The following is a 23,961-nucleotide window of genomic DNA, read 5'->3' as shown; positions in this document are numbered from 1 at the left end:
GGAAAGTCACATTGGATAATTGCCGTTTATCGAATGTGACTACCGAAAATCCCTCAGGCGACCAGACGACGAGTACGAATAGGTCGCGCTGCTGGCTGCGTGCTGCGCATGCCAGCCCCCGGCACCACCATGGACGGAACTGTACAGCTCGACTCGGCGCAATCCGTCTTGAGACGCCAGGTTGTATTCAAAATTGGGCAGCCTGAGCCCATATTTATGCCCATTAAACGTGGTAGCAGCTTGCAGGGTGACAAGCGCTGCGACAAAAAGGATGCAGCGCGCGTGGCGCGCCCACCGAAGATGTGGCGCGGCGCGGGCGCAGCTCATTTGCTGCATCAAGGAAAGACCATAGACGAGGTGCCGTTCAGTGCCTCGGATCGGGTCCAATTTGATCAGGACGACTTGTGATTCTAGTCGCACTAGATCGACGTAATTTCCGAAGCCTGTTGAGGCTAACCGGCAGGCCAATCGCCGAAAGAATATAGCGGGCCTGCGAGAAGTCGCTTTCAGGTAGCGCTCAAAAATGCGGTTGAACTCCGCAACGAGCGTACGGGCACGCTCCGGCAAGAGCGCGTCTGGCCCCAACGTCAAAGCGGTCTGTCCAAACTTGACAGGTCCGGCCTTGATCATGGCGCGCAGCGCGGCATTCGCACTGCCGCTCCCAAACAGCTCAATGCCGTATGCACGGATCATGGCACGCACGATGGCTTCGGCAGCGGGCGTAAGCGGGGGCATGGCTTCAATGAGGCGCAGCTGCGGTGAGCGAACATCCGGCGCGGTGAAGCGTCCAATATCGTCGACGTCGGCTTCCAGACGCTGCACCGGCAGGTTAACGCTGAAGAGCAGGAGCTTGATGCATTCAAAAAGCTCTGCTTCCGAGGGGACGATGATTGCGGTGTCCGTCTTTCTTTCTCCTTCGTGGTGACTTCAGCCCAGACGGTTCCAGAGGCATCGAACCGGAATCGGATTGACCGTGAATTCCGTTAGTGTCCAACTCGATTCAGCCAGGGTTTGCCGAACGGCGTGCTAGATCCGTCGGACATACCGTTCCGAAACGACCGAACGTTGCTGGATCCATGCGACGGCAAGTTCCAGCGCTTCATCGCGTGCCTCCTGGGCGTTGGCAAAGTCCCCATCGACGCCGAGCGTGCGAGTATCGCCGACCCGGTCGGTGACAATGGCCGCTGCCGCGTAGCGGCCCTTCCCGGTGGGTGTTACCACCGGCCGGACCTCGCAGCCGTGATACTCAATCACTTTGTCCGTTTGCATATGACACCTCCGGCAAAAGCGTCGCGCCGCGCGCCGGAAGCGCTCAAGGCGACGCAGGTTTGCTGCCGTTCCTGTAGCACACGGCATTCCGCATGGCGCCGCGTGCCCAGGTGACCGGCAATGCGCGAACACGCTACTACGACGGCATGCCGTCGCCGCGAGTCTACGCAGGCTGCCCCGGTGACCTCGCGGCCGTGCGTCACGGCGGGACGACAAGGTCATCGTTGCGATCGCGCAGCCATTCAGCTCACGAGTCCCGGCACCACGATATCGGTCGTGTGGCCACCCGGCGCGTAGGGTGTCTTCAGGCGTTCCCCACTGCCGTTGCCGGGAGTCTTCCGCTTTCCTGATATGTCGTCCGGGTGAAGCGCGTCGAGGAACGTTCTGCCCTTGCCGGTCAGGTACGCGCGGCGTGTGCCCGAGGCGCAATGTTCCAGCATGGCCAGTTGGCGTTCAAGCAGCGCGTCGAGCTCGGCGCGATCCATGTCGAGCTGGTCCGGCGCCTGGCGGACCAGCATCAGCGTCGCAAATTCGTGTGGGCTGAGCATTTCCGTCTCCCGTAAAACATGGCTTGGATAACACGGGCACGGTGCAGAAAAACAATGCACAGTGCACGCCGTACAAGGGGCGCGGTGCGATGCAATGTGGTGCTGTCATGCGAAGAAGCGCACCGGCACGTCCCGCGACAGGCGATTACTGCGGGGGCGATCGCCCGCCCCGGCGCAGACGCGAGGTTCCCGACGCTGTCGTCGGTGCTGTCGACGTCACGGCGAGAAGGCCTTTCGCTGCGCATCGCGCGCAGGCTCCCACGATAGCGCGCAAGGACACTGAGTTTTCGCCGTCGTCGCCGATCGAAGTCGCTGCGCCGAACGGTGCTGAAGAAAAGTTGCTCATGACCGGTCCCTCAAGCCATTTAAGCCGGGGCCTCTCACGACGAACGAACCGGATCACGCGCTCCAGTCCGTCCGTCGATGGAGAAGCTCCACCGGCAAACAAATCGAAACACGCAGCGCTAATCGCGACTGCCTGAGCGATGAATAAAATAGCGCAAGGGACGGAAATTTCAAGAGGCCCTGCAACATGTCACCCGGGAGGCTTCATGGACCTTTTCGATACGCTTCAGAAACAGATGGACAGCGTGCGCCTGCCTCTTTTTGCCGTCACGGTCACGGCCGCTGCCCTGGTGAATACGCCGCTCCTTGCGATACTCCACTGGCACGGTTTCCGGCGCGCCACACCGCTTGTCCTGCCCGGCGTTGAGCTCCCGCCGCGACCGGTACCGGGATCGGCCTTCCAGTTCAATGCGCCCTGGCGCAGTTTCGAGACAGTGGACGCCATGCTGCTTGATGCCGCCTGGCAATCGGGTGCGTGGGAGGTCGAGCGGGTCGAGCGGCGCGGCTGCAACATGATCGGCGCCGGCGCCGCTGAGGCGCTCGCGTGCCGTCAGGCGTTTGGCGACTATGGAGAGGACGTAACGCGCGACCCGCAGTCTCTCGATGAGGAAACCGATCGCGCCGGACTGATGCAGCTTGCCGCGCGCATAGGCTATCTGCGGTGGCTGTTCCGGCCCGTCAAGGGCGGATTGTGGCGCACGCTCAATGAACCGGACGACACCCTGGATGCAGATGGCGGACGCCAGCCACCCTGTCCCGTGCAGCCTGAGCCTCGCGGCCCGGATGGGCGCGGCCGCACCGTTTATCGCCTGGGCGCCGTCCGTCGCATCCTGCTTTTTCGTTGAAACAATTTGTTACATATAGCGAATTTCCGTCCACTTGAAGACCGCGGCAGGCGCCTCTATTTCGTGTCCCGCCAGACACTGGTACGGCTGCAACCGTGGCGCTTCACGCGCCGTTATCGCAGCCGGATTCCCTTATTGGTGATCCTTTAATCGCTCAGGAGATGGAAATGCAGATTCGTCCCCTCTACGACCGGGTTATCGTCAAGCGAATCGAGACGCAGCGGACGACAGCCTCGGGCATCGTGATTCCCGACTCGGCGGCAGAAAAGCCGGAACAGGGTGAAGTCGTCGCGGTCGGCAGCGGCCGCCTGCTGCAGGATGGAACGCTGCGCGCGCTACAGCTGAAATTCGGTGACCGGGTTCTCTTCGGTAAGTACGCAGGCCAGACGGTGAAGGTCGATGGCGAAGAATTGCTCGTCATGCGCGAGGAGGACGTCATGGGCGTCCTCGAAGCCGATACCGTCAGCCGCAAGGCGGCCTGAGATCTATAGCCAGTTGCGAACATCCGATGTTCTACACGTCAACGACTTTATCTGGAGCAACAACATGAGTGCAAAAGACGTCAGATTTCATGACAGCGCCCGCGCCCGTATCGTCAAGGGCGTAAACGTCCTCGCAGATGCCGTGAAGGTGACGCTCGGGCCGAAAGGCCGGAACGTGCTGATCGAGCGCAGCTTCGGCGCGCCGACCATCACCAAGGATGGCGTGTCCGTCGCGAAGGAAATCGAGCTGAAGGACCGCTTCGAGAACATGGGCGCGCAGATCGTCAAGCAGGTCGCATCGAAAACGGCCGATGTGGCGGGCGACGGGACCACCACAGCCACCGTGCTCGCGCAGGCGATCGTGCAGGAAGGCATGAAGCATGTCGCCGCCGGCCTGAATCCGATGGACCTCAAGCGCGGCATCGACAAGGCCGTGACTGCCGTGCTTGATGAACTGCGCAAGCTCTCGAAGCCGATTTCGACGAACCGGGAAATCGCGCAGGTGGGCGCCATCTCGGCGAATTCCGACGAGGCGATCGGGAAAATCATCGCCGACGCGATGGAGAAGGTCGGCAAGGAAGGCGTCATTACGGTCGAGGACGGCAAGTCGCTTGAGAACGAGCTCGATGTGGTCGAGGGCATGCAGTTCGATCGCGGCTACATCAGCCCGTATTTCATTAACGATCCCGAGAAGCAGGCCGCGCATCTCGACGACGCGTTGATCCTGCTCCACGACAGGAAGATGTCGAATATCCGCGATCTGCTGCCCGTGCTCGAAGCGACCTCCAAGGCAGGCAAGCCGCTGCTGATCGTCGCGGAAGATATCGACGGCGAGGCACTGGCCACGCTGGTGGTCAACGCGATGCGCGGCATCCTGAAGGTGGCGGCCGTCAAGGCACCAGGGTTTGGCGACCGGCGCAAGGCCATGCTCGAGGATATCGCCATCCTGACTGGCGCAACCGTCATTTCGGAGGAAACAGGCAAGCAGCTCGAGAAGGCCACGCTCGAAGATCTCGGCCGCGCAAAGCGCGTTGAGGTGCGCAAGGACGACACGATCATTATCGACGGTACGGGCGACACGCAGCGCATTGAAGCTCGCGTGAAGTCCATTCGCGTGCAGAGCGAAGAGGCGACGAGCGACTACGACCGCGAGAAACTGCAGGAGCGCGTGGCGAAGCTCGCGGGCGGCGTGGCCGTCATCAGGGTCGGGGCTGCAACCGAAGTCGAGATGAAGGAAAAGAAGGACCGCGTCGACGACGCGCTGCATGCCACGCGCGCGGCGGTCGAGGAAGGCATCGTGCCGGGTGGCGGCGTGGCGCTGCTACGCGCGCGCGCGGCGGTGACCAGCCTGCGGGGTGCCAACAGTGATCAGGACGCAGGCATTCATATCGTGCTGCGCGCGCTCGAAGCGCCACTGCGCGTAATCGCCTCGAATGCCGGCGACGAACCCTCGGTGGTTATCGCGAAGGTGCTCGAAGGTCAGGGCAACTTCGGCTACAACGCGGCTACCGGCGAATACGGCGATCTCGTTGAGGCGGGCGTGGTCGATCCCACCAAGGTCACGCGCACGGCGCTGCAGAACGCCGCATCGATTGCCGGGCTGATCCTGACGACGGACGCGACGGTCGCCGAAGCCCCGAAGGAAGAGAAGCCGGTCCAGTCCGCCGCACCGGCACTCGAGTAATGATGCAGTCGTAGGTCCTGCATGCGCCGACCCACCCTCACGGGCGGCGCACTCACTTTGGCGCCGCACACTGTCTCCGTCATGCGGCGCCGCTTTTACCCGGGGACAGACATGAAACTTGAACTTCGCATTGACTCAAAACCGCTCGACATCGAGATCGATGACGTCGTGGCGGGACTGCTTGCTGTGCGCCTCGACCTTCCCGCCGGTGTGGACAACCGGGACGCCCTCGCGCGCTATCTCAGCGAGAAGGGCGCGCCCTGGACGCTCGACGAGGAGCACATGCGCAGGCGCATCCTTCGCCGGCTGATCCTGGACATCGCCGATCCGGCGCTGGTCATCCGCCATCTCATGGCTGAAGAATGAACTGCCCCCAACAGGTGGTTGTGGCGGCACGCGCCCATCTCACAGCCGCCCCGCTGTCCCGCAGAACCAGACATCACGATGCCCGGCAATCCCCATTCGCCCGTCCCGTTATCGGTCAGGCTTCCCGCTGGCGTGCTTTGCAGGGACTACCTGAAGTTTTCACAGCTCTCTGTTGCTGATGAGCTTTCCGCCAGGGAGTCCCTGGACGACGCGGCGCTGGAGGAAGCCATGACTGCCATCGGCTGCGGGTCAATGCGCGCGGGGCGGCCGGCGATGACGGTCTTCTTTGATGGCTGCAGGTTCTGGCTCGCCGGTCACTTTCACCGCTACGAGGCGGCTCGTCGCGTCGGTGCCCGTCATCAGGAATTCTGGTGTGAGATTCAACCAGGCTCGAAGGGCGACGCTGTGCGGTATGCGTCAAAATGGGGAGCCGCTAGTTTCATGCGTTTCCGTAACGACCCTTCCACCTCGGCTGGCTAACCGCCATCAGTCCATACCTGCGCCGGGGCATGTACGCTCGCAGATCGCAGAGGCGGAGCGCTCTTTTCTGGGACGGTTGAAGGTTGGATGCTCGTTTCGAATCCTGCCATTCCGCTCGCGCCGAGCTCCTGCCGCTTTTACTGCTGGCCTATCAGGCGACTATCTGGACTAGCGCGAGTAGACATTGATTTCCGGGAAGAAGAATGCGATTTCGACAGCTGCCGTCGCGGGAGCGTCCGAACCGTGAACCGCATTAGCGCCGATGCTGTCGGCGAAGTCAGCGCGGATCGTGCCCTTGTCGGCCTTCTTCGGATCCGTTGCCCCCATCAGTTCACGATTCTTCAGGATCGCGTTTTCGCCTTCCAGAACCTGAACCTGCACCGGGCCGGAGCACATGAATTCGACCAGATCCCTGAAGAACGGGCGCGCTGCGTGCACAGCGTAGAACTTCTCTGCGTCAGCGCGCGACAGATGAACCATGCGCGACGCCACGATCTTCAGGCCAGCGTTTTCGAAGCGGCTGTAGATCTGGCCGATCACGTTCCTGGACACTGCGTCCGGCTTGATAATCGACAGGGTGCGTTCGATCGCCATAGAAACTCCAGGAAATGCGATGTCTAGCACGATCGTCCCTTCGGCCCCGGTTAAGGTTGCGAGTGAAAACTGCTTCATTTCCAGCTCCGATCTTGCCGGTTGAAGAACGTGCAACCATATGTGAACGGGGCGGCCAGCCTACTTCTGCCTATCGGCCACATGAGCACCGTGGACGCGGACAAGCGTTCGCACGGGGCAAAGCTGGCCGCGCTCGCTATGCAGGCAGGTTGTCCTGCTGGACGATCAAGGTTCAGGTTCACTCATCGGCGTTTCTGGCAGGGGACGGGAACGGCGAAACCCGTGCGTCGTCAGCCGGTAACCAGACACGCACGGTGGTGAGGCCCCCGCTGGACTGCATTTCCACGTGCCCGCCGTGGGCCCGTACGATCTCGCGCACAATGTAGAGTCCAAGCCCGACTCCCTTGCCGACCCTGCCCGCCGACGTGCCTTGCGCAGCGCCACGCAGCGGATCGAAGACGGTGGCCAGCACTTCGGGCGGCAACGTTTGCCCATGGTTACTGACGGCCATTGCGAATCCCTCGTCCTGCCGGCCAAGTTCGACTGTGATCTCCGCTCGAGGATCGCCATGCTGCACGGCATTCACAAGCAGGTTGACGACGACCTGCGTCAAACGCTGTTCGTCGAAGCAACCGATCGCGTTGTCATCACCCAACTGCTTGCGCACCCGGAAACCGGGCGTTGAAGCACTGACCTCGTCAATGGCGCGCAGCACGATCTCGCGAAGACTGGCAGGCTGGAGATTCATCGGCAGGATATCGCCCAGTCGCGTGCGCGCGAAATCGAGCACGTCGTTGATCAGCAGGCGCAGCCTTGTACATGCGACCTCGATGCGACCGAGCAGCTTGAGCGTCATGTCCGGATTCATGCGCACCTGTCGCAACGCCTGGGCGGACATGGCGATTGCCTGCACGGGGGAGCGCAGGTCGTGCGCGATCACACCCGCAAACATGTCACGCGTGCGCGTCAGCTGGGTCGTGTAGTGGGCGATTGATTCCGTGAGTGCCTGGTCGAGCGCTTCATTGAATCGCACCAGTTCGTCCATCGTGCTCACAAGGTCCTCTCTGTCCGCATGCACCGTCCAGCGGCGTGTGACGCTTACGCGCAGAGCCCTGAACTCGGCCACCATCTGATCGAGCGTAAAGCCGTGCCGGTGACGCTCTTCCGCGTGGCCCCGGGCAACGCGTGAGATGGTCGCGGGCCCGGCAAACCGGCCGGCATGCAGGGCTGCAATCCGACCAACATTGATGTGGGGAGTTCGCAGGTCAGCCGCGATGGCCAGCATCAGTTGCGCTGCGAGGTCCTTTAGTTCTTCGTCGGACAGGTCCTGCGAGTCGTCCGTGAGACGTCGGGCGAATTCGATCCAGTCGGCGACCAGCAAATCCAGATGGGATTCGATGAAATCCGCGAGGTGCATATCCTGATCCTCCGTGGTGTTACTGGTGGCCCTCAGCAGCGTAGTGCAGGCGTGACGCCGGGTGGCAGCTCCTGGAGCTACTGTTCATCGCCCGTGTCTCCCTGTTCTCCGACCCGCCCGTCGTTCGATGACCCAAGCAGCGTGTGAAGCGCCTGCTCGACCTGGTCGATCGAAACCGGCTTGGGCAGAAATACGTCCCACCAGGCAACACCTGGTGGCAGTGACGACGCTGACATGAGCACGACGGGCACAGTGGCGAGGCGCGCCTCCTGACGCATGCGACGGCAAAGCGCGACTCCGTCCATCACCGGCATCGACCAGTCGGTGACCACGGCGTCGGGGCGCAGGCTGCCCATTGCAGTCAGCGCGGCGGCGCCGTCTTCGGCGACGATCACACGGTAGCCAGCGTCCTCAAGGAGCAGTTGCAATGGCTCGCGCATGTCGGGGTCGTCTTCGACCAGCAGCAATGTAGTCACTTTGCGAAGCGTGGTAGCGGATCAAGCCTGCGCGGGAACAAGCATTGATCGTGCCGAGGTAAGTATCGCTCCCGGCGATCGCGAACAGCACGGCGTGACCCAATAGGGGCCGCTAACGCGTCCGGCCGCAGGCAAGGGGGCCCGGCATGGCCATCCCCTTGGCGTGCGGCACCGACGCTGGAACTGACACGCACAAAGCAATAGAACCGGGAAGAATTTACCTGCCGTGGCCAGGCCTCGCTTGTTGCCTCCCCTACTTTCCCTGGCGGATTTCGATCTTGCGCGCGGTCGATCGCGCCGTGCCCGTCCGCGGCACACGTACATTCAGCACCCCCTTGTCGAACCGCGCGTCGATCTTGTCGATGTCGACATCCTCGGGCAGCGGGACCGTGCGCAGGAAGGCACCGTAAGCCCGCTCAAGCCGGTAGCAGCCCTTTTCCTCACTGCGCATGTCCTGCTTCTTCTCGCCGCGCAGCACAAGGGTCCCGTTTTCAACGGTCGTATGCAGGTCCTCGCGTTCGACGCCTGGAAGTTCGGCCGTTACCCGCAACGCGTCGCCCTCATCGACGACATCGATATGTGGCTGGAAACGTGCCGGCGTGAAGTCGCCGAACCAGCGGTCCAGCGCCCCGAATCCCGCGTAAGGGTCGTTGAGGAACTCATGCATCATGCGCCACGGATCGGCGTGCAGAAGCCGTGCGACGTCAGTTCGCTCCGACGACGGCGCCACCGTGTCCGATGATTTCGCCTTTTCGTTTTGGTCCGTCCTGTCCTTGCGCAGGAATCTGAACGGGTTCCATTTTTGCAGATCGGTATCCATGGTTTCCTCCGTTTCAGTGTGAACCTGTTTCATACAAGCCTTCCGCCGTTGCAAGTGCGCGCGCGGCCGGGGTGCCAAACACGCCGCGATCGACCAGCTTCACCACGTACTCGAACGCAGCCCGCCGCGCTTCGCCAGCGCTGGACCAGCGCTCGGCGTAGCGCGGCAGATGCCAGTCGGCCAGTACAGTACCGTCGGATTCAATGCGAACGATGGCGACGTAGCCGTCTGGCGCAGATGTGCATGACGCGAGGTAACGTACAGGGATCGTGCAGATACGGATCGCACGCCCTTTCCACGAATGGTGTGTCTCTTCAGGCATCGAACCTCCCATTCCAACTGCGGGCGGTGGCGGTGCCGCCACCACCCATACCATTCACGGCCACCGTATCAGCCGGTTTTCACCTCGATGCGCCGTGGACGCGCTTCCTCGCGGCGCGGGATGGTCAGCTTCAGGACGCCATCCTGAAGGCTGGCCTCGATCTTCGAGGTGTCGAAGTCCGGTGACAACGTGAAGGTGCGCGCGAAGCGCGGCTCGCGGACTTCCGCATGCTGCAGGCGCAGGTTGGCCGGCGTCGGCACGACTGCCTCCGCCTCGATCGAGAGGTTGCCGTCGTGCACGCGCACGTCCAGCTTGTCTTTGGTGACACCCGGCAGATCGGCCCATAGCGTGACGGCCTGCCCGTCCTCAAAGATGTCGACGGCTGGGGTGATCGTCATGCGGCGCGCGGACTGGTCGCCCTCCCGCTGCGCGAGGTTGGTCTGATCGCGCTGGGTGAGTTCGGTAGTGTCGTTCATGATCGGCTCCCGGTTACTGGACGGAAATTGCACGTGGCTTCGATGACTCGCGCTTGCCGACGGTGATCATCAGGCAGCCGTTTTCGTAACGGGCCTGCACCTTGTCGGGATCCGCCGTTTGCGGCAGTTCGATGACGCGCCGGAATGCGCCGGTGAATCGCTCCTGCGCATAGATGCGGGTTTCATCATTCACGTCCTGCCGGGACGGTTTGCGCTCTCCGCTGATGCTCAGCACGCCCTTGTCGATCGACACGTCGAGCCCGGCGGCGTCAATACCCGGCGCGAACGCGACGATCTCGAATGAATCGTCGGTCGCGCCGATGTTGACAGTCGGGAACGTGCCAAATCGGCTCGCGCGGATGCTGGATGGGAAGGTGTTGAACAGACTGGCCATCTGGCGCTGCAAGCGGTCGAACTCGCTGAACAGGTCGGTGCCGGAATAGATATCGCTCATGATGCTGTCCTCCTCGAATCACGCATGGAGGCGAACGGGCCTACGCGCTCCAGTTCGCCTGCCAGCGTCTGGCAAACAAATCGAAACACGCAGCGTGCGGCCGGTCGAGCACCGCACGACTGCCTGAGCGAAACCTAAGATAGGCCCTCCAACGGATTTTTCAAGGGTAGAAGCGAGGCCATCTCTTGAAAATTTTTGGGCCACTCCTATCATCGCGGACGAAGCGGTCTGACGACGGGAGGACATCATGGAATTCGATACCGACTGGTTGACTCTGGGCCCGCATCGCGTTCGGCTGCGCTCGACCAGAGGCTTTCCAACGGAAGCCATGCGCAAGGCGGTGGAGGTCGTCCGCATCGCGGTCGACAACAACATGAGCGCCCGCGCGCGCCTGGTGGAAGTGGTCTGCCGGCAGGAAAAGATCTACGAAGTCACGATCGGCACGACCATCGCGAAGGACAAGATCTGTGCGCCGCAGCTCGAAACGTTTATCGCGGGCGTGCTCGGTTTGCCACCGGACCACATCAACCTGATCGTCACGACAGTGGTGCAGTCCGAGGTGGATCTGCACTTTGGCGTGTACGAGAGGATGCTCGCCGAAAAGCTGGGTACGGCGCCGCCGCCGCAGTGACGCGGCAATTTCAGCAGAGGGAGAGCGGGACGCCCGTCCTTTTGGGACAGGCGGCTGCCCCTCGCCATGCCCCTGAACGCGCAACGTTCTGACGATTCCCTGGCGCCCGTGCGAACAGCATGCATTGTGCGCCGTCGTACGGCCGATACACGACGCGGCGCCGCCCGCAAATCTGAAGCGCGGTGTAACTTGAAATTTTTAATCAGTGAAGCTAAGTTATATCCAGCTCAGGCAGTGTGCCCAATCCCCTACCGGTTGCACACTGCGTGTTTCGATTTGTTTGCCCCGCAGCATGGCAGGCGAACTGGAGCGCGCAAGCCCGTTCTCTTCCTTGCTGCGTCAAAGGAGATGACGATGAGCGACCTCAATTCACGCCCGTTTTTCCCGCGCCCGACCGTGCGCTTAAGCCGTCAGGCCGGCGTCCTTCCCCGCGTTTTCCGGGTGCTCTCCAGGCATATCCAACGCACGCTGTCGGCGCGCCTTACCGCCATGCGACAGTCCGTTCGCCGACACCGGACGAGACGTGCGTCTGCTTAATAGCAGCGTTTCACGGCGGTCCGAACTACGGCCGCCGCGTGAGCGTTCATCCGACGTCGCGGCCGGCGGACAGGCTGCGGACATTGCGCAAAACGCCTGGATATCCTACTTGCCTGAAAGGGGGATGCAATGAACAGCGTGAGAATCGAAACGTGCAGTGGCTACGAAATTCGTCTGCGCACGCTCCTCGTCTGTCACGGTGGGGGCGCGCCGGATATGGCCGGTAGGGCGGAGGATGCGGCGTTCGTGCAGATTGGCCGGGACGGCGAGACTGTCGTGGACTAGACTCTGCGCCGGCCCGGCCAGCGACGGCCCAGTCGCGATGAAGCCGAAGCGGACGCGCTTGCATACGCAGTCAGGCTTGTCGACCATCGTCCGGTTGGTGGGCCGCCATCAGATGTTCCGGAGGCGGCCTGAACTGCCTCGCTGATAGAACTGATCAAAGGGGGGGCGCGCAGGCAGGGGGAATGCAGATTGTGATGAGTGGCGAGGAGGTCATGATGGAACTTCATATGCATTCGCACCATTTTGTTCGGCGCCTGCCCGACTGGCGCGCAGCGCTCATCGGCGGCTGCGTGGCGAGCGCGGTTTTCCTGGTAATCGAACTCTTCGCCACGGCCGTCGCAGGACAAAGCCTGTGGGGGCCGTGGCGCACGACTGCGGCGATCGTGATGGGGCGCGGCGCGCTCGCACAACCGGCTACGTTCGCACTGGGCATCATGCTGATGGCGCTGGTGACGCACTTCGTGCTGTCGATCCTCTTTGCTGTCATTCTGGCGGTGATCATGGCGCCATTCAGCCTGGATTCCAGCGTTGAAATGGCATCGCTGGTGGGGGCCGCATTCGGCGTGCTCTTGTACGTGGTCAACTACTACGGCATGACGCAGCTGTTCCCATGGTTTGCCGACGCCCGAAGCGGAGTGAATTTCCTCAATCACATCCTGTTCGGGCTGGTGGCGGCTGAGACGTACCTGAGTCTGGAAGAACAGAAGCCAGATGCGGGTGGCACCGCGGGCACGGGTTGATGGGTGATCGCGGCGCATCGCCACGACATGTGCGCTCGCCTGCACAGGTTTCATGGCACCGTGAGTTTTGTATTGCTCGATCCGGGCTGTTGTTGTCGAACTGTAGGCAGGATAACTAGCGTAATTGATAAAGGCGGCCATGAACGACCGGATGAAGGCACGCCAGATTGCGGCGAAAGAGCTGGCGTCCTGGGGACGCCGGACCTTCATGCTGGCGCGCCCCGGTGTGAACGGGTTCGGCACCGCCATCGGAGTGCAGTGGGTGTAGCGGGATAGGGGCAGGTTTGACATGAAAATGGCCATCAGTTACCGGAACGTTCCGAAGCTCTCCCGTCCTGGGTTCGAAGCGCTGATCTGCAGGCTCGCTGAACGGCGCCTGGCAGCGCATCTGTCGCACTTTCCGCCCGGCCTGGTCCGTCTGCGCGCGACGCTGGAGAGGAGCCGGCATCGCAGCCTGCATCGCAGCCTATACCGGGTCCGGCTCCAGCTGGGGCTGCCGGGCGCAACGCTTACGTGCGGGGACGAATCGTCCGGGCTGGAACAGGCGGTCGATCACGCCCTCAAGGAGCTGGAGCGGCAGACCGAACGGCACATCGCGCATCTGCGTCACGAAGACGCGTGGCGCCGCAAGGAGCGACGTGCCGGGCTTCGACAGCTCAGGACCGCGCTGACCGCACACGGCGACGCCGGGATGGCGTCTTTCGGCGAACTCGTTCGCCCCCTGCTCGCGCCGCTGCAGCGCTTTGTGCAGCGAGAACTCTCGCACCTGCAGGCAAGCGGTGATCTCGCCCCAGGCGACCCGTTGGCCGACGAGATCGCCGACGAAACACTGGCCCGTGCGTGCGAGCAGCGGGCAGCACGCCCGCACCGGCTCAAACCGCTGCAGTGGCTTTACCAGATCGCGCTGGAAGTGCTGGCCGAGGAAGTGACCCGTCGCCAGAGCGAGGAAGGCCGCTGTATCTCACTGGAGGGCAGACTGCCCGTCCAGCTGCGCGAGCCGCGCGAGGACACCGACGAGGTGCTGTTCGAATACTGGCAACCCGACGAAATCCTGCGTGTCGAGGACGTGATGCCGTCAACGGACGGTACGCCCGAGGAGGCCGTGAGCGAGAGGGAACTGCGCGAACTGCTGGCGACGCTTCTGTCGGAGCTGCCCGCGCCCTGGCGCCGGGCCGTCGTGCTTTGCCGTCTCGAAGGTCTGGCCGCAGGCCCTGCCGCGCAGGTCCTGGGCGTGACGGAGGAGGAGCTTGAGCGCAGGCTCGCGCATGCTGATGCTTTTTTGCGGGCCCGCCTTGCCGACCTGCGGCTGGCACCCCAGAGCTCGGACGAGGCCGCCGGTTATGTCGTGCCGGGCGTGCTGCCACCGGCGTCCCGGCTGTCGCATGAATTTGACGAGGCGACACTGCGCGGTGTCCCGGAGTCAGAAGGTGGACGGCCCTGAATTTCGCCGCGCGGGAAACGCAGAAAGGGAGAACTGCGATGAAACCCACCACGACATCGAAGCGAAACGGCATCGATGACATCGACCGGCTACTCGACGAGGCGCTGCAGCAGACCTTTCCGGCTTGCGATCCCATGGCGTGCACCTGGGCGCCTTCGCGCCGTCCCGCGACCACACGACGGACAGCCTCGAGCGCCACACGTGCGACGGCGAACCGCGCTCGGTCGGGTCGGAGCGCCCCTGAAATCGTCCGAACCCGGCCATGCGGCTGTCCGCAACAGGCCAGGGTGAACGGTCACGCACTGGGGCGCGTCGCCCTCCCGATCCGCAGAGCCATTTGTGATCTGATCAGAGGGAGCAGGACATGAAACTCACACCCTTGCATGGTCGCGTCGTGGTCAGGCGCGTGGAACAGGAGCGCAGAACGGCGGGGGGCATTGTCATCCCCGATACGGCGGGCGAAAAGCCGGACCAGGGAGAAGTGATCGCCGTTGGCCCCGGCAGGCGGCTGGAGGACGGCAGCCGTTGCGTGCCCGACGTGAAGATCGGCGACTGCGTGTTGTTCGGCAAATAGGCCGGCACGACAGTCAAGGTTGAAGGGGAGAAACTGCTGGTGATGCGCGAAGACGACCTGCTGGGCGTCGTCACGTCCGGACCGGCGCAGTAGGCCAGCCAGCGCCATCCCCTTTTGTCTGGTTTGCCAGGAGGTACACGAAAATGTCCGCCAAAGATGTCCAGTTTCACGAACTCGCCCGCCAGCATATCCTCACGGGCGTGAACATCCTGGCCGATGCGGTCAAGGTCACGCTCGGTCCCCGGGGGCGAAATGTTGTCCTCGAGCGATCGTACGGCGCACCGACTGTCACGAAGGACGGGGTTTCGGTCGCCAAGGAAATCGAGCTGCGCGACCGGTTCGAGAACATGGGGCGCAGATGGTCAGGCAGGTCGCCGCCAAAACCTCGGATGTTGCCGGCGACGGCACGACGACCGCCACCGTGCTGGCCCAGGCGATCGTACGGGAAGGCATGAAGTATGTCGCTTCCGGCCTGAATCCGATGGACCTCAAGCGAGGTATCGACCAGGCGACGGCCGCGATCGTCGAGGAACTCAGGAAAATCTCGCGCGCAGTCACGACCAGCCGCGAGATCACGCAAGTCGGCACCGTCTCGGCCAACGCGGACGAGGAAATCGGCAGCCTCATCGCACAAGCGATGGACATGGTCGGCAAGGACGGCGCGGTCACCCTCGAAGAGGGCAAGTCATTGCAAAGCGAACTCGAGGTCGTCGAGGGCATGCAGTTCGACCGCGGGTGGCTGTCGCCTTACTTCATCAATGATCCCGAAAAACAGTCTGCCATTCTTGAGGAACCGTACATCCTCGTGCACGACAAGAAGATCTCGTCGATCCGCGACCTGCTGCCGGTGCTCGAGGCCGTGGCCAAGGCGGGCAAGCCGCTACTCATCATCGCCGAGGATGTCGAGGGCGAAGCCCTGACCACGCTGGTGGTGAATTCCCTGCGCGGCATCCTGAAAACGGTTGCCGTGAAGGCCCCGGGTTTCGGTGACCGGCGCAAGGCGATGCTGGCGGACATTGCGACGCTGACCGGCGGCCTGGTCATCTCGGAGGAAACCGGCGGCAAGCTCGAAAATGTGAAGCTCGAAGACCTCGGGCGGGCGAAACGCGCGGAGATCGAAAAAGAAGCGACCACGATCATCGATGGCGCCGGTGACCGGAAGACAATTGATGGGCGCGTCCAGGCGCTCCGTCGTCAGATCGAGGAAACAACAAGCGACTATGACAGGGAGAAGCTTCAGGAGCGCATCGCGAAGCTGTCCGGGGGCGTAGCGGTCATCAGGGTGGGGGCGGCCACCGAAGTCGAGATGAAAGAGCGCAAGGCACGGGTCGAGGATGCGCTACATGCGACCCGTGCAGCCGTCGAGGAAGGCATCGTGCCGGGCGGCGGCGTCGCGCTGTTGCGTGCCCGGACCAGCCTCGGCGACCTGCGGGGCGCCAATCCTGACCAGGACGCCGGCATCCGCATCGTCCTGCGGGCGCTCGAAGAGCCACTGCGGCAGATTGCAACGAACGCGGGTGAAGAGGCCTCGGTCGTGGTCAACAGGGTCCTTGGGCAGACAGGCAGTTTTGGCTGGAACGCGGCTTCGGACACCTATGGCGACCTGATGGAAATGGGCGTTGTTGACCCGACTAAAGTGGTGCGCACCGCGCTGCAGAATGCTGCCTCGGTCGCCGGACTGATCCTCACGACCGACGCCGTGGTCGCTGAACTGCCGAAGGACGAGGCAAAAGCGCCCATGTCGCCGCCTGCGATGGACTATTGAATCACGTGCCGAACGGCGACGGCGCATGTCGGGACGAGCGGGACAGGGTGAAATCCTTGAGCATGGGCGAAGACATCATGGGCAAGATCATCGGCATCGATCTCGGTACCACGAATTCGTGCGTGGCACTGATGGAAGGCACGCAGGTCAAGGTGATAGAAAACTCGGAAGGGGCGCGCACGACGCCGTCTGTTGTCGCGTATCTGGACGACAATGAAATCCTGGTGGGCGCGCCCGCCAGGCGACAGTCGGTCACCAACCCGAAGAACACGCTATTCGCGGTCAAGCGCCTGATCGGCCGCCGTTTCGACGAAAAAGAAGTTCAGAAGGACATCGGCCTGATGCCGTACAGGATCATCAGGCACGACAACGGCGATGCGTGGGTCGAAGCACTCGACCAGAAGCTCGCGCCGTCGCAGGTGTCAGCGGAAGTCCTGCGCAAGATGAAGAAGACGGCCGAAGACTATCTGGGCGAGACGGTCACGGAAGCCGTCATTACGGTCCCGGCGTACTTCAACGACAGCCAGCGCCAGGCCACGAAGGACGCGGGCCGCATCGCCGGTCTCGAAGTCAGGCGCATCATCAACGAGCCAACGGCGGCCGCGCTTGCGTTCGGTCTGGACCGGCAGGAAAACCGCGACCGCAAGATTGCCGTATTTGATCTCGGCGGCGGCACCTTCGACATTTCCCTGATTGAAATCGCCGACGTCCATGGAGAAAAGCAGTTCGAAGTGCTGTCGACGAATGGCGATACGTTCCTTGGCGGTGAAGACTTCGACCAGCGCATCATCGACCACGTCGTCAGCGAGTCCAGGAAGGAGCAGGGCGTCGACCTGTCGAAGGACGTGCTCGCACTGCAGCGCCTGAAGGAAGCGGCCGAAAAGGCCAAGATCGAGCTGTCGTCGGCCCAGCAGACCGAGATCAACCTGCCCTACATCACGGCGGATGCAGCGGGTCCGAAACACCTGAGCGTGAAGCTTACGCGCGCGAAACTCGAATCGCTCGTGGAAGACCTGATTGAGCGGACGATGGAGCCGTGCCGCACCGCACTGAAGGATGCCGGCCTGACCTCCGACGGGGTCGATGACGTGATCCTCGTGGGCGGCATGACTCGCATGCCGCGGGTCCAAGAGACGGTCAGAACATTTTTCGGACGCGAGCCGCGCAAGGACGTCAACCCGGATGAAGCGGTCGCGGTCGGGGCGGCGATCCAGGCGGCAGTGCTCTCGGGCGAGCGCAAGGACGTGCTACTGCTCGATGTGACGCCGCTCTCGCTCGGCATCGAAACGCTCGGTGGCGTGATGACGAAGATGATTGAAAAGAACACCACGATTCCCACAAAGTTCTCGGAGATCTTCTCGACCGCCGACGACAACCAGCCGGCGGTCACCATCAAGGTCTGGCAGGGCGAACGCGAGATGGCCAGCGGCAACAAGCTGCTCGGCGAGTTCAGGCTGGAAGGCGTTGCGCCTGCACCGCGTGGTGTGCCGCAAATCGACGTGACCTTCGACATCGATGCGAACGGGATCCTGCACGTGTCGGCCAAAGACAAGGCGACGGGCAAGGAAAACCGGATCACCATCAAGGCCAGTTCCGGTCTGTCCGAAGCGGAAATCGAAAAGATGGTGCGGGACGCGCAGGCGCACGCCGAGGAGGACCACCGGTTGCGAGAGCTCGCCGAGGCGCGCAATCAGGGCGATGCCTTCGTTCACACCACGCGCAAGGCATTGGGGAATACGGCGAAAAGCTGGGTGCCGCGGAGAAGGCGAAGATCGAGGCTGCGATCACAGCACTCGAAGCCGCACTGAAGGGATCAGACAGGGACGAGATCGACGCCCGGATGAGCGCGCTGGCGGCAGCCTCGCAGCGGCTCGGTGAAAAGGTGTACGCGGACGTGCAGGCGCAGGCAAGCGCCCCGGGCGCCCCGACCCGATCGCAGGAGCCCGGGAAGACAGGCCAGGACGATGATGTAATCGACGCCGAGTTCAGGGAGGTCAACACGAAGCGGTGAGCGCCTGACCCGAACGTCGGCGTTTTTCGGGCCGACGCCTGCTTCAGCAACAGCGGGCCATTGACGACGCGTGCGGCGCGTCGTGCTCCGGGCCATGAAGCGCGCCTCGTGGCGTACACGCCGGCGCGGTACTTGAGGAAAAGAGGTCTTTGCCATGAAAAAGCGGTTACCTGTACTTGCGATGGCGGCGCTAATCTCGAGTGCATGGCCAGAAGGCACCATGCCAGCCAGCCCACCTTCGCGGACGTTGCCCCTGCAGGGCGACATCTGGATCACGGGAACAATCCAGCGTGGCAGCGGGCAATACGCGCCGGGCGACTATACGACGATCCTGCTTGATCGCCCGTCGACCTCGCCCTGCAACGACAAGGTGGTGACCGATATCCTGCTTGGCCAGGGAGGCACGCCTGCCCCCACTCTGCTGTTGCCCTACCTGAACCAGCGAGTCGCCGTCCGGGGGCGCGTGATCTGTCCCGACTCGGGTATCCAGTTTTCGCCGCAGCCCGATGTCGTGTTTCCGGTCTGGTAGTGCTTGTGGCTCATCGGCGTCACCTGCCGCTCCTTCACGGATGAAATCGTCGTCGACGCCCACGATCGGCAAGTTGCCGGTGTCGGGCTGCCCACTGATGATCTGCGAAGGGATTGCCCGTGGAACAAAAATTCGCCGGCCAAAAACCGGGCAAAGAAGACCGGATCAGACAGCGTTCCTCCACTGCAATCTGCAATCAGCGACGTCCAGCTGATTGAACTGGATGCGCTGAGCCGACGCGTTGCCGACGACGTCGACAGCGATGTGGGAACCGGGAAACCAGATTGCAACCGAATTCCTTCTGCTCGTCGCGCTCGCGTCCCGTTAGGATCGCTCTGCCTGCGGCGCCTTCCAGAAGGCCGACAGCGGCGCAGTGCTTTCGCGGTATCGTACTTGCAACGTTGGCAACCGCGATCGGTGTGGTACACCTGACCGGCCTCGCCATTACCGGTCAACAGGTCTTGTCGACCGCCCTCCAGACGTTCAGCGAAGGACTTGTCAAGCATATCGTCAATTGCTCGCTGGTCGCCTGCCTTGGCGGCGCGTTCCTCTGCACAGGGCATCCAATCTGGCGGCTACCGGCCATCGCTGATCCCGTCGCGTATCGAGCAGATCAACAGAGCCGTTGATACCAGCCTTCAACTCACGATTTTCACTCGCGGTCTCGTGGCACTGCTCGTCGCGTTGACCATCGGTGCTTCGTTGCCGCGGGCTAACCGCGCCCGCTACAGCAGGAGACTCGCCCGAAGGACGTTCAACGCTTGCCAGCTTGATTCACGCCGCCGTCATGGGCGCTCTGGCCGCATTGCTCTGCGGGTATATTGCCGTTGCGCGCTTCCTGACCTATGAACTCGTGTGGTTCGACATTGTCCTGTGCAGTCTCTATTTCCTTGTCATGTTCACGCATGACATGTGCGAAGGCGTCTTTTCGCCCGCGCACCCATAGCGGCAAAACGATCAAACATCGGTATGGCCTCAAATACCAACCTTGCATGGCTGTGAAACTATAAAATCAAGTGTGATTCCTATATCATAAATGATCTTCATCGTCAAAAGTGTCGCTGAAAGGGGAGCGATGTTCGTACGCCCTACTGGATGAAGTGCAGAAGACAGGTCTGCTGTCTTACCCCCTTGAATGAGGTCAACTGCGCGAACGCTCGACTCTGCCGCTCATCATTGTTCCGGCAAGTGAGACGGCGCCTGAGCTTGACCGTGTTGCTATGTGACATGCGGACTGGCGTCCGGTTGAGCGTGCGTGGCCGTCGGAATCTGGATTGCGAACATGGTGAGAATCTGCCCATTAATTGGCGAACTGGCAACAGACAATTGCGGTCGTCGTTTTAGTGTCTGACGCACATATACTTCCCGCCGTCACCACACATCGGTGGCTGATATTTTTTGCCCACGCAGGAGTACTCATGGAAAAGCAGTTGATCGCCAGGATCGGGAAGGCGAATCCCGAAAACGCCCATCAGATCGTACAGGACGCGCTTCGCAGTGCGGCAACGGCGTCCACGTCGAACAGTGCTATTGACGTGCTGGGCGACGCGTTACTGGAACTGGCGCGCCTGCTTGTGTTAACGAGCTTGCGCGTGCACTGATTCCCATCGAGCCGGGTGGCTGCCCGACAGCAGATGCAACATCTTGATGCAAGGTTTCGCAACATGAAGAAATAGTTTGTTTCGCTGCTCATGTCGGCATCATGTACGGCAGCCAAGCCAGAAAAATAGGGCTGGCCTCAACTTGATTGACATTATATACACTAGTGATAAGATAATCACTAGTGAGAATTATCTGTACGTTAGCTGTGCGCCGATCCACCCGCGCAAGCGCGCGGTGTCCGAATACCATACAAGCGGCGCATGCGTGCTCCGCCAATTTCTAACGGTGACCATGAAACCGCGAACGCTGCTTTTGCTCGCAAGTTCTGCTGCCTGTGCGGTAGCAGCAAACACCGTAGCCGCCGGCACGCCGGGCGACAGACCGCTGGGCGTCGTAATCGTGCCACCGCTTGTCCTGATGCCGCCTCCGCCTGTTTTGGCTGAGCCTGATGACGGAGGTAAACGCAGCGGGCGGTCGGCTGGTGGGCAGCGGCGCCGCAGCCGCCCTCGCGAGGCGAAACCGGCAAGCGCAGCGTCGGCCACCGCAAAGGCCTGACGGATGTACGCCCGATGCAACTCATACAATGCGCCCGAGCGGTGGCCAGCATGAAGCGCCGTCTTTACCCCTGTTGCCGTCTGGCGATTTCTACCGTCGCCATGGCGCTTGGCGGTTGTGCTTCGATCGTTACGCCTGCGCCCCGTGTCATTGCGATTGTCGTTTCCACGCCGCCGCCGGTGGCGATCCTCCCGCCTGCACCGGCAGGGCTGGTGGTGCGACCACTTTTCACGGATATCGACGGGCCGTCGGGCCGGCGGCCGGAACTCGCCACACCCCCGTCGAACTACCGGGATGTCCCATCGTGTTTGCAAACCAACGATAGCCGCGGGTTCTGCCTAAGGATGTCAATCTGACGCGACAGCACCAGTGCCGCTGCGCTGCCGCGCCGGAACGCGGGTTCAGGCGCCGGCCTTTGTGTGGCACCCGTATGGTTCGACGGCGCGTCGTCCCGCAACGCAGGCTGTACTGCGATGCATAACGTTCACGGCGTGTTCCACTCCATCCATGACCGGCGCCGCTCGCGAGCGCAAAACCGGATACGTTCGAACGCCAGAAAGGCGTGCACCTATGACTGCCTACCATCGCCAATCACTCTTCTGGGGAGCGGTCGCCTTGTCGGCCGTGTTTCTCCTGTGGAGCTTGCGTCCCGTTCTCACACCGTTTCTCCTGGGTGCAATCATCGCGTATGTTTTGCAGCCGGGCGTCGAGTGGCTGGTGCGTCACCGCGTGCCCAGAGGTCTGGCCGCACTTGTGATGATTGCTTGCTTCGCACTGCTTGCCATGTCGCTCATTTTGCTTGTATTCCTGGTGATCCAGAAAGAAGGACCTGAGCTCACAAGACAGGTTCCGTCACTCGCGGCCAGGCTCGACGCCGCGCTCAGGCCGCGGCTAGCTTTCCTGGGGCTCAGCTACTCGCTCGATATGGCGAATCTGCGCGAGGCGCTGGCAGCGCACCTGATAGTAGGCGAGCACAGCGCTGCTATAGCCGTCTGGCAGTACCTGCGCACAAGCGGCGACGTGATGATCAGCGTGGTGGGAAATCTGGTGCTGGTACCGCTCGTACTTTTCTATCTGCTCTTCGACAGGCACGAAGCGTTCGAGCGCATAGAGAGCTTTGTGCCCCGTCGCTGGCTGGCCAGGACGCGGGACTTCGCCGCGGAGATCGATCACATGATGTCGCAGTATCTGCGCGGCCAGGTGCTCGTCGTTGCCATACTCGCGGTGTTTTATCCCGCCGCGCTGGCGCTCGCGGGACTGGAGATCGCGCTGCCCGTTGGCCTGCTGACCGCACTTGCCGTTTTCATTCCGTATATCGGATTCGCAACATCGCTGGCGTTGGCACTGCTCGCTGCGTGCCTGCAGTTCGGAGAGTGGTATGGCGTTGGCGCGGTGGCCGTCGTGTATGCAACCGGGCAGATTCTTGAGAGCGTTATTCTCACGCCCCGACTGGTAGGTGAGCGTATTGGCCTGCATCCACTTGCGGTGATCTTCGCATTGCTGGCGTTTGGCAAGCTGTTCGGTTTCTTTGGCGTCCTGCTTGCGCTACCTGCCAGTGCCGTCTTTGCTTTGGTGTTGCGCGAACTGCGTCGCCGATATCTCAGGAGTGCGCTTTACCAGTCGTGACGACGTATTATCCAGCGTCCGCTGTGCAACGCGCTGCCAGAAGATTCCGGTGCCGCTGAGTCCGAAGAAATGCTCTCTTTCGACCACCCTCCGGGAGGACCAATTGACGCGCGATCTGCGCAGGAGAAGAGCAGCATGCGCGTCGCGATCAACACCCCTCTTCCGTCTCGGCCGTCGCGGCGCTAGGCACGGTGTCAAGCCATTTCAGGAAGGTCCCATCCTGCGTCGCTGCAGGCAGTGGACGGCGGGCGATTTTCTCCGCCTCCAGGTGTGCGAGACCAAACGCCTGCAAGACGATGGCCGCGGTACTCTCGGCAAATTTCTCGGCCCTGGAGCGGAGGATCTTCCGTGTGCGAACTGCCCGCCTGGACGACACTGAGAGGTCAAGTTCGGCAGCGATTCCCGCGAGTACGGTGCCCATCACCGAGATAACGCACATCAATTCGTCCGCGACCACAAAGCGCTCCTGTGAAATTCCTCTCTTTGCATCTCGCAGGAGCCGCTGACCAAGACCCCTGCTGAGCGCGCGCGCAGACACCCCTTCTCGTATCAGCAGTTGCCCCAGACCGGCTCGCGGCAGGCGCACAGGAGTGTGTGGCGCACGGAAACAGCGATGACTTCCGCGGGGTCGGCCAGCCCACGGGCGAGGCAGTCGAGAGTGTTGGCGAACTCCTCGAAGAGCCAGTCGACAAGCGCGGCGAAAATCCCTTCCTTCGACTCGAAGTGGTTATAGAACGATCCGAACCCCACGTCTGCGGCGTCCGTAATTTGGCTGATCGTGACCTCGTCCATTCCTTTCTCCGCGACCAGCCCGAATGCGGCATCGAGCAGGCGGACGCGTGTCTCGTGCCTGCGCCGGGCCAGACGGGGCGACCGCCCTGCCATGGGCTCGCGGCTCGCGATTGACGCCTTGATGGTTTGCCTGTGACCTGCGCGCGGACGGGGGACATCTGGCATGTTGCCTCCATTCTCTATTTCTTCAGATTGTAGATTTAAATCTCATGGTTGACAATATAATCAGTAATGGTTCTAATGTCATCTGTGCGCCGGACACAGCGGAAACAGGGAC

The 23,961-nt window shown here is 62.2% G+C and carries 25 protein-coding genes and 4 pseudogenes; 17 read left to right on the top strand and 12 right to left on the bottom strand.

The features are described 5' to 3' along the window. Nucleotides 1–39: 39 nt before the first annotated feature. From H1204_RS52545 to H1204_RS52540, 3 genes are all read right to left on the bottom strand, one after another. Nucleotides 40–822, bottom strand: coding sequence for a hypothetical protein (locus tag H1204_RS52545; protein ID WP_243469164.1), 783 nt, complete (start codon nt 820–822; stop codon nt 40–42). A 204-nt stretch (nt 823–1,026) separates the two neighbouring features. Further along, nucleotides 1,027–1,269, bottom strand: coding sequence for a hypothetical protein (locus H1204_RS50105; RefSeq protein WP_180736544.1), 243 nt, complete (start codon nt 1,267–1,269; stop codon nt 1,027–1,029). A 242-nt stretch (nt 1,270–1,511) separates the two neighbouring features. Beyond that, nucleotides 1,512–1,817 (bottom strand): hypothetical protein, encoded by a 306-nt coding sequence (locus tag H1204_RS52540; protein ID WP_243469163.1) that lies wholly within the window; start codon nt 1,815–1,817, stop codon nt 1,512–1,514. Between the two features lie 551 nt (nt 1,818–2,368). Between H1204_RS52540 and H1204_RS50095 the strand changes: the two genes are divergently transcribed. From H1204_RS50095 to H1204_RS50075, 5 genes are all read left to right on the top strand, one after another. Beyond that, entirely contained in the window at nt 2,369–3,007 is a 639-nt protein-coding gene (locus tag H1204_RS50095; RefSeq protein ID WP_180736543.1) for a diguanylate cyclase, read from the top strand. 167 nt (nt 3,008–3,174) lie between these two features. Then, nucleotides 3,175–3,489, top strand: a complete 315-nt coding sequence (locus tag H1204_RS50090) for a co-chaperone GroES (protein WP_180736542.1) — start codon at nt 3,175–3,177, stop codon at nt 3,487–3,489. Nucleotides 3,490–3,553: 64 nt separating this feature from the next. After that, on the top strand, nt 3,554–5,173 hold the full coding sequence (gene groL, locus H1204_RS50085) for a chaperonin GroEL (protein ID WP_180736541.1): 1,620 nt from the start codon (nt 3,554–3,556) through the stop codon (nt 5,171–5,173). Between the two features lie 111 nt (nt 5,174–5,284). Further along, a complete protein-coding gene (locus H1204_RS50080) occupies nt 5,285–5,539 on the top strand; it encodes a hypothetical protein (protein WP_180736540.1) in 255 nt (84 codons plus the stop codon). 78 nt (nt 5,540–5,617) lie between these two features. Continuing rightward, on the top strand, nt 5,618–6,019 hold the full coding sequence (locus tag H1204_RS50075; protein WP_180736539.1) for a hypothetical protein: 402 nt from the start codon (nt 5,618–5,620) through the stop codon (nt 6,017–6,019). Between the two features lie 168 nt (nt 6,020–6,187). On the opposite strand, the gene ndk is transcribed toward H1204_RS50075, so the two are convergent. The 7 genes from ndk to H1204_RS50040 form a co-directional block, all read right to left on the bottom strand. After that, a complete protein-coding gene (gene ndk, locus H1204_RS50070) occupies nt 6,188–6,613 on the bottom strand; it encodes a nucleoside-diphosphate kinase (protein WP_180736538.1) in 426 nt (141 codons plus the stop codon). A gap of 256 nt (nt 6,614–6,869) precedes the next feature. After that, on the bottom strand, nt 6,870–8,048 hold the full coding sequence (locus H1204_RS50065; RefSeq protein ID WP_180736537.1) for a sensor histidine kinase: 1,179 nt from the start codon (nt 8,046–8,048) through the stop codon (nt 6,870–6,872). Nucleotides 8,049–8,125: 77 nt separating this feature from the next. Then, nucleotides 8,126–8,524: a response regulator gene (locus H1204_RS50060; protein WP_180736536.1), complete on the bottom strand. Its 399-nt coding sequence runs from the start codon at nt 8,522–8,524 to the stop codon at nt 8,126–8,128. A 253-nt stretch (nt 8,525–8,777) separates the two neighbouring features. Beyond that, nucleotides 8,778–9,344: an Hsp20/alpha crystallin family protein gene (locus H1204_RS50055; RefSeq protein WP_180736535.1), complete on the bottom strand. Its 567-nt coding sequence runs from the start codon at nt 9,342–9,344 to the stop codon at nt 8,778–8,780. Nucleotides 9,345–9,357: 13 nt separating this feature from the next. After that, nucleotides 9,358–9,666 (bottom strand): hypothetical protein, encoded by a 309-nt coding sequence (locus H1204_RS50050; protein WP_180736534.1) that lies wholly within the window; start codon nt 9,664–9,666, stop codon nt 9,358–9,360. Nucleotides 9,667–9,734: 68 nt separating this feature from the next. Next, a complete protein-coding gene (locus H1204_RS50045; RefSeq protein WP_180736533.1) occupies nt 9,735–10,142 on the bottom strand; it encodes an Hsp20/alpha crystallin family protein in 408 nt (135 codons plus the stop codon). A gap of 13 nt (nt 10,143–10,155) precedes the next feature. Continuing rightward, nucleotides 10,156–10,596 (bottom strand): Hsp20/alpha crystallin family protein, encoded by a 441-nt coding sequence (locus H1204_RS50040; RefSeq protein WP_180736532.1) that lies wholly within the window; start codon nt 10,594–10,596, stop codon nt 10,156–10,158. A gap of 247 nt (nt 10,597–10,843) precedes the next feature. Between H1204_RS50040 and H1204_RS50035 the strand changes: the two genes are divergently transcribed. The 10 genes and pseudogenes from H1204_RS50035 (at nt 10,844) to H1204_RS49995 (ending at nt 19,541) form a co-directional block, all read left to right on the top strand. Beyond that, on the top strand, nt 10,844–11,227 hold the full coding sequence (locus H1204_RS50035; protein WP_180736531.1) for a hypothetical protein: 384 nt from the start codon (nt 10,844–10,846) through the stop codon (nt 11,225–11,227). 666 nt (nt 11,228–11,893) lie between these two features. Next, nucleotides 11,894–12,049 (top strand): hypothetical protein, encoded by a 156-nt coding sequence (locus H1204_RS52535; protein ID WP_243469162.1) that lies wholly within the window; start codon nt 11,894–11,896, stop codon nt 12,047–12,049. 215 nt (nt 12,050–12,264) lie between these two features. Continuing rightward, a complete protein-coding gene (locus tag H1204_RS50025; RefSeq protein WP_180736999.1) occupies nt 12,265–12,789 on the top strand; it encodes a hypothetical protein in 525 nt (174 codons plus the stop codon). 139 nt (nt 12,790–12,928) lie between these two features. Then, a complete protein-coding gene (locus H1204_RS52900; protein WP_274608308.1) occupies nt 12,929–13,057 on the top strand; it encodes a hypothetical protein in 129 nt (42 codons plus the stop codon). Nucleotides 13,058–13,078: 21 nt separating this feature from the next. Next, entirely contained in the window at nt 13,079–14,230 is a 1,152-nt protein-coding gene (locus tag H1204_RS50020; protein WP_180736530.1) for an RNA polymerase subunit sigma-28, read from the top strand. Nucleotides 14,231–14,594: 364 nt separating this feature from the next. After that, nucleotides 14,595–14,897 (top strand): annotated as a pseudogene (locus H1204_RS50015) (co-chaperone GroES). A 50-nt stretch (nt 14,898–14,947) separates the two neighbouring features. Next, nucleotides 14,948–16,569 (top strand): annotated as a pseudogene (gene groL, locus H1204_RS50010) (chaperonin GroEL). 77 nt (nt 16,570–16,646) lie between these two features. Next, nucleotides 16,647–18,580: pseudogene (gene dnaK, locus H1204_RS50005) on the top strand (molecular chaperone DnaK). A 154-nt stretch (nt 18,581–18,734) separates the two neighbouring features. After that, nucleotides 18,735–19,109: a hypothetical protein gene (locus tag H1204_RS50000; RefSeq protein ID WP_180736529.1), complete on the top strand. Its 375-nt coding sequence runs from the start codon at nt 18,735–18,737 to the stop codon at nt 19,107–19,109. Nucleotides 19,110–19,112: 3 nt separating this feature from the next. Beyond that, nucleotides 19,113–19,541 carry a hypothetical protein gene (locus tag H1204_RS49995; protein WP_180736528.1) on the top strand — a complete coding sequence of 143 codons (429 nt, stop codon included), beginning with the start codon at nt 19,113–19,115 and terminating at the stop codon, nt 19,539–19,541. Between the two features lie 322 nt (nt 19,542–19,863). On the opposite strand, the gene H1204_RS49990 is transcribed toward H1204_RS49995, so the two are convergent. Continuing rightward, the gene (locus H1204_RS49990) at nt 19,864–20,016 is read right to left on the bottom strand and encodes a hypothetical protein (protein WP_180736527.1); all 153 of its coding nucleotides are present in this window, start codon (nt 20,014–20,016) and stop codon (nt 19,864–19,866) included. Nucleotides 20,017–20,527: 511 nt separating this feature from the next. Here H1204_RS49990 and H1204_RS49985 point away from each other — a divergent pair. Next, nucleotides 20,528–20,710 carry a hypothetical protein gene (locus H1204_RS49985; protein WP_180736526.1) on the top strand — a complete coding sequence of 61 codons (183 nt, stop codon included), beginning with the start codon at nt 20,528–20,530 and terminating at the stop codon, nt 20,708–20,710. Nucleotides 20,711–21,836: 1,126 nt separating this feature from the next. Further along, nucleotides 21,837–22,892, top strand: coding sequence for an AI-2E family transporter (locus H1204_RS49980; RefSeq protein ID WP_180736998.1), 1,056 nt, complete (start codon nt 21,837–21,839; stop codon nt 22,890–22,892). Nucleotides 22,893–23,040: 148 nt separating this feature from the next. On the opposite strand, the pseudogene H1204_RS49975 reads toward H1204_RS49980, so the two are convergent. Beyond that, nucleotides 23,041–23,849, bottom strand: a pseudogene (locus H1204_RS49975) (TetR/AcrR family transcriptional regulator). Between the last annotated feature and the right edge of the window lie 112 nt (nt 23,850–23,961).

Source organism: Paraburkholderia sp. PGU19, from assembly GCF_013426915.1.
GTDB lineage: Bacteria > Pseudomonadota > Gammaproteobacteria > Burkholderiales > Burkholderiaceae > Paraburkholderia.
Note: the sequence above shows the minus strand (reverse complement) of the source record. Positions and strands in the feature narration are given on the sequence as shown.

Excerpts from the sequence above, each read along its gene's own strand:
- H1204_RS50065 (WP_180736537.1), bottom strand. The coding sequence starts at position 8,048 with ATGCACCTCGCGGATTTCATCGAATCCCATCTGGATTTGCTGGTCGCC.
- H1204_RS50055 (WP_180736535.1), bottom strand. The coding sequence starts at position 9,344 with ATGGATACCGATCTGCAAAAATGGAACCCGTTCAGATTCCTGCGCAAG.
- H1204_RS50090 (WP_180736542.1), top strand. The coding sequence starts at position 3,175 with ATGCAGATTCGTCCCCTCTACGACCGGGTTATCGTCAAGCGAATCGAG.
- H1204_RS50020 (WP_180736530.1), top strand. The coding sequence starts at position 13,079 with ATGAAAATGGCCATCAGTTACCGGAACGTTCCGAAGCTCTCCCGTCCT.
- H1204_RS50050 (WP_180736534.1), bottom strand. The coding sequence starts at position 9,666 with ATGCCTGAAGAGACACACCATTCGTGGAAAGGGCGTGCGATCCGTATC.
- H1204_RS50105 (WP_180736544.1), bottom strand. The coding sequence starts at position 1,269 with ATGCAAACGGACAAAGTGATTGAGTATCACGGCTGCGAGGTCCGGCCG.
- H1204_RS50095 (WP_180736543.1), top strand. The coding sequence starts at position 2,369 with ATGGACCTTTTCGATACGCTTCAGAAACAGATGGACAGCGTGCGCCTG.
- H1204_RS52900 (WP_274608308.1), top strand. The coding sequence starts at position 12,929 with ATGAACGACCGGATGAAGGCACGCCAGATTGCGGCGAAAGAGCTGGCG.
- H1204_RS50045 (WP_180736533.1), bottom strand. The coding sequence starts at position 10,142 with ATGAACGACACTACCGAACTCACCCAGCGCGATCAGACCAACCTCGCG.
- H1204_RS49980 (WP_180736998.1), top strand. The coding sequence starts at position 21,837 with ATGACTGCCTACCATCGCCAATCACTCTTCTGGGGAGCGGTCGCCTTG.
- ndk (WP_180736538.1), bottom strand. The coding sequence starts at position 6,613 with ATGGCGATCGAACGCACCCTGTCGATTATCAAGCCGGACGCAGTGTCC.
- H1204_RS50025 (WP_180736999.1), top strand. The coding sequence starts at position 12,265 with ATGGAACTTCATATGCATTCGCACCATTTTGTTCGGCGCCTGCCCGAC.
- H1204_RS52540 (WP_243469163.1), bottom strand. The coding sequence starts at position 1,817 with ATGCTCAGCCCACACGAATTTGCGACGCTGATGCTGGTCCGCCAGGCG.
- H1204_RS52535 (WP_243469162.1), top strand. The coding sequence starts at position 11,894 with ATGAACAGCGTGAGAATCGAAACGTGCAGTGGCTACGAAATTCGTCTG.
- H1204_RS49985 (WP_180736526.1), top strand. The coding sequence starts at position 20,528 with ATGGAAAAGCAGTTGATCGCCAGGATCGGGAAGGCGAATCCCGAAAAC.
- H1204_RS50075 (WP_180736539.1), top strand. The coding sequence starts at position 5,618 with ATGCCCGGCAATCCCCATTCGCCCGTCCCGTTATCGGTCAGGCTTCCC.
- H1204_RS50000 (WP_180736529.1), top strand. The coding sequence starts at position 18,735 with ATGAAAAAGCGGTTACCTGTACTTGCGATGGCGGCGCTAATCTCGAGT.
- groL (WP_180736541.1), top strand. The coding sequence starts at position 3,554 with ATGAGTGCAAAAGACGTCAGATTTCATGACAGCGCCCGCGCCCGTATC.
- H1204_RS50080 (WP_180736540.1), top strand. The coding sequence starts at position 5,285 with ATGAAACTTGAACTTCGCATTGACTCAAAACCGCTCGACATCGAGATC.
- H1204_RS50040 (WP_180736532.1), bottom strand. The coding sequence starts at position 10,596 with ATGAGCGATATCTATTCCGGCACCGACCTGTTCAGCGAGTTCGACCGC.
- H1204_RS50035 (WP_180736531.1), top strand. The coding sequence starts at position 10,844 with ATGGAATTCGATACCGACTGGTTGACTCTGGGCCCGCATCGCGTTCGG.
- H1204_RS49990 (WP_180736527.1), bottom strand. The coding sequence starts at position 20,016 with ATGCGTGAACATGACAAGGAAATAGAGACTGCACAGGACAATGTCGAA.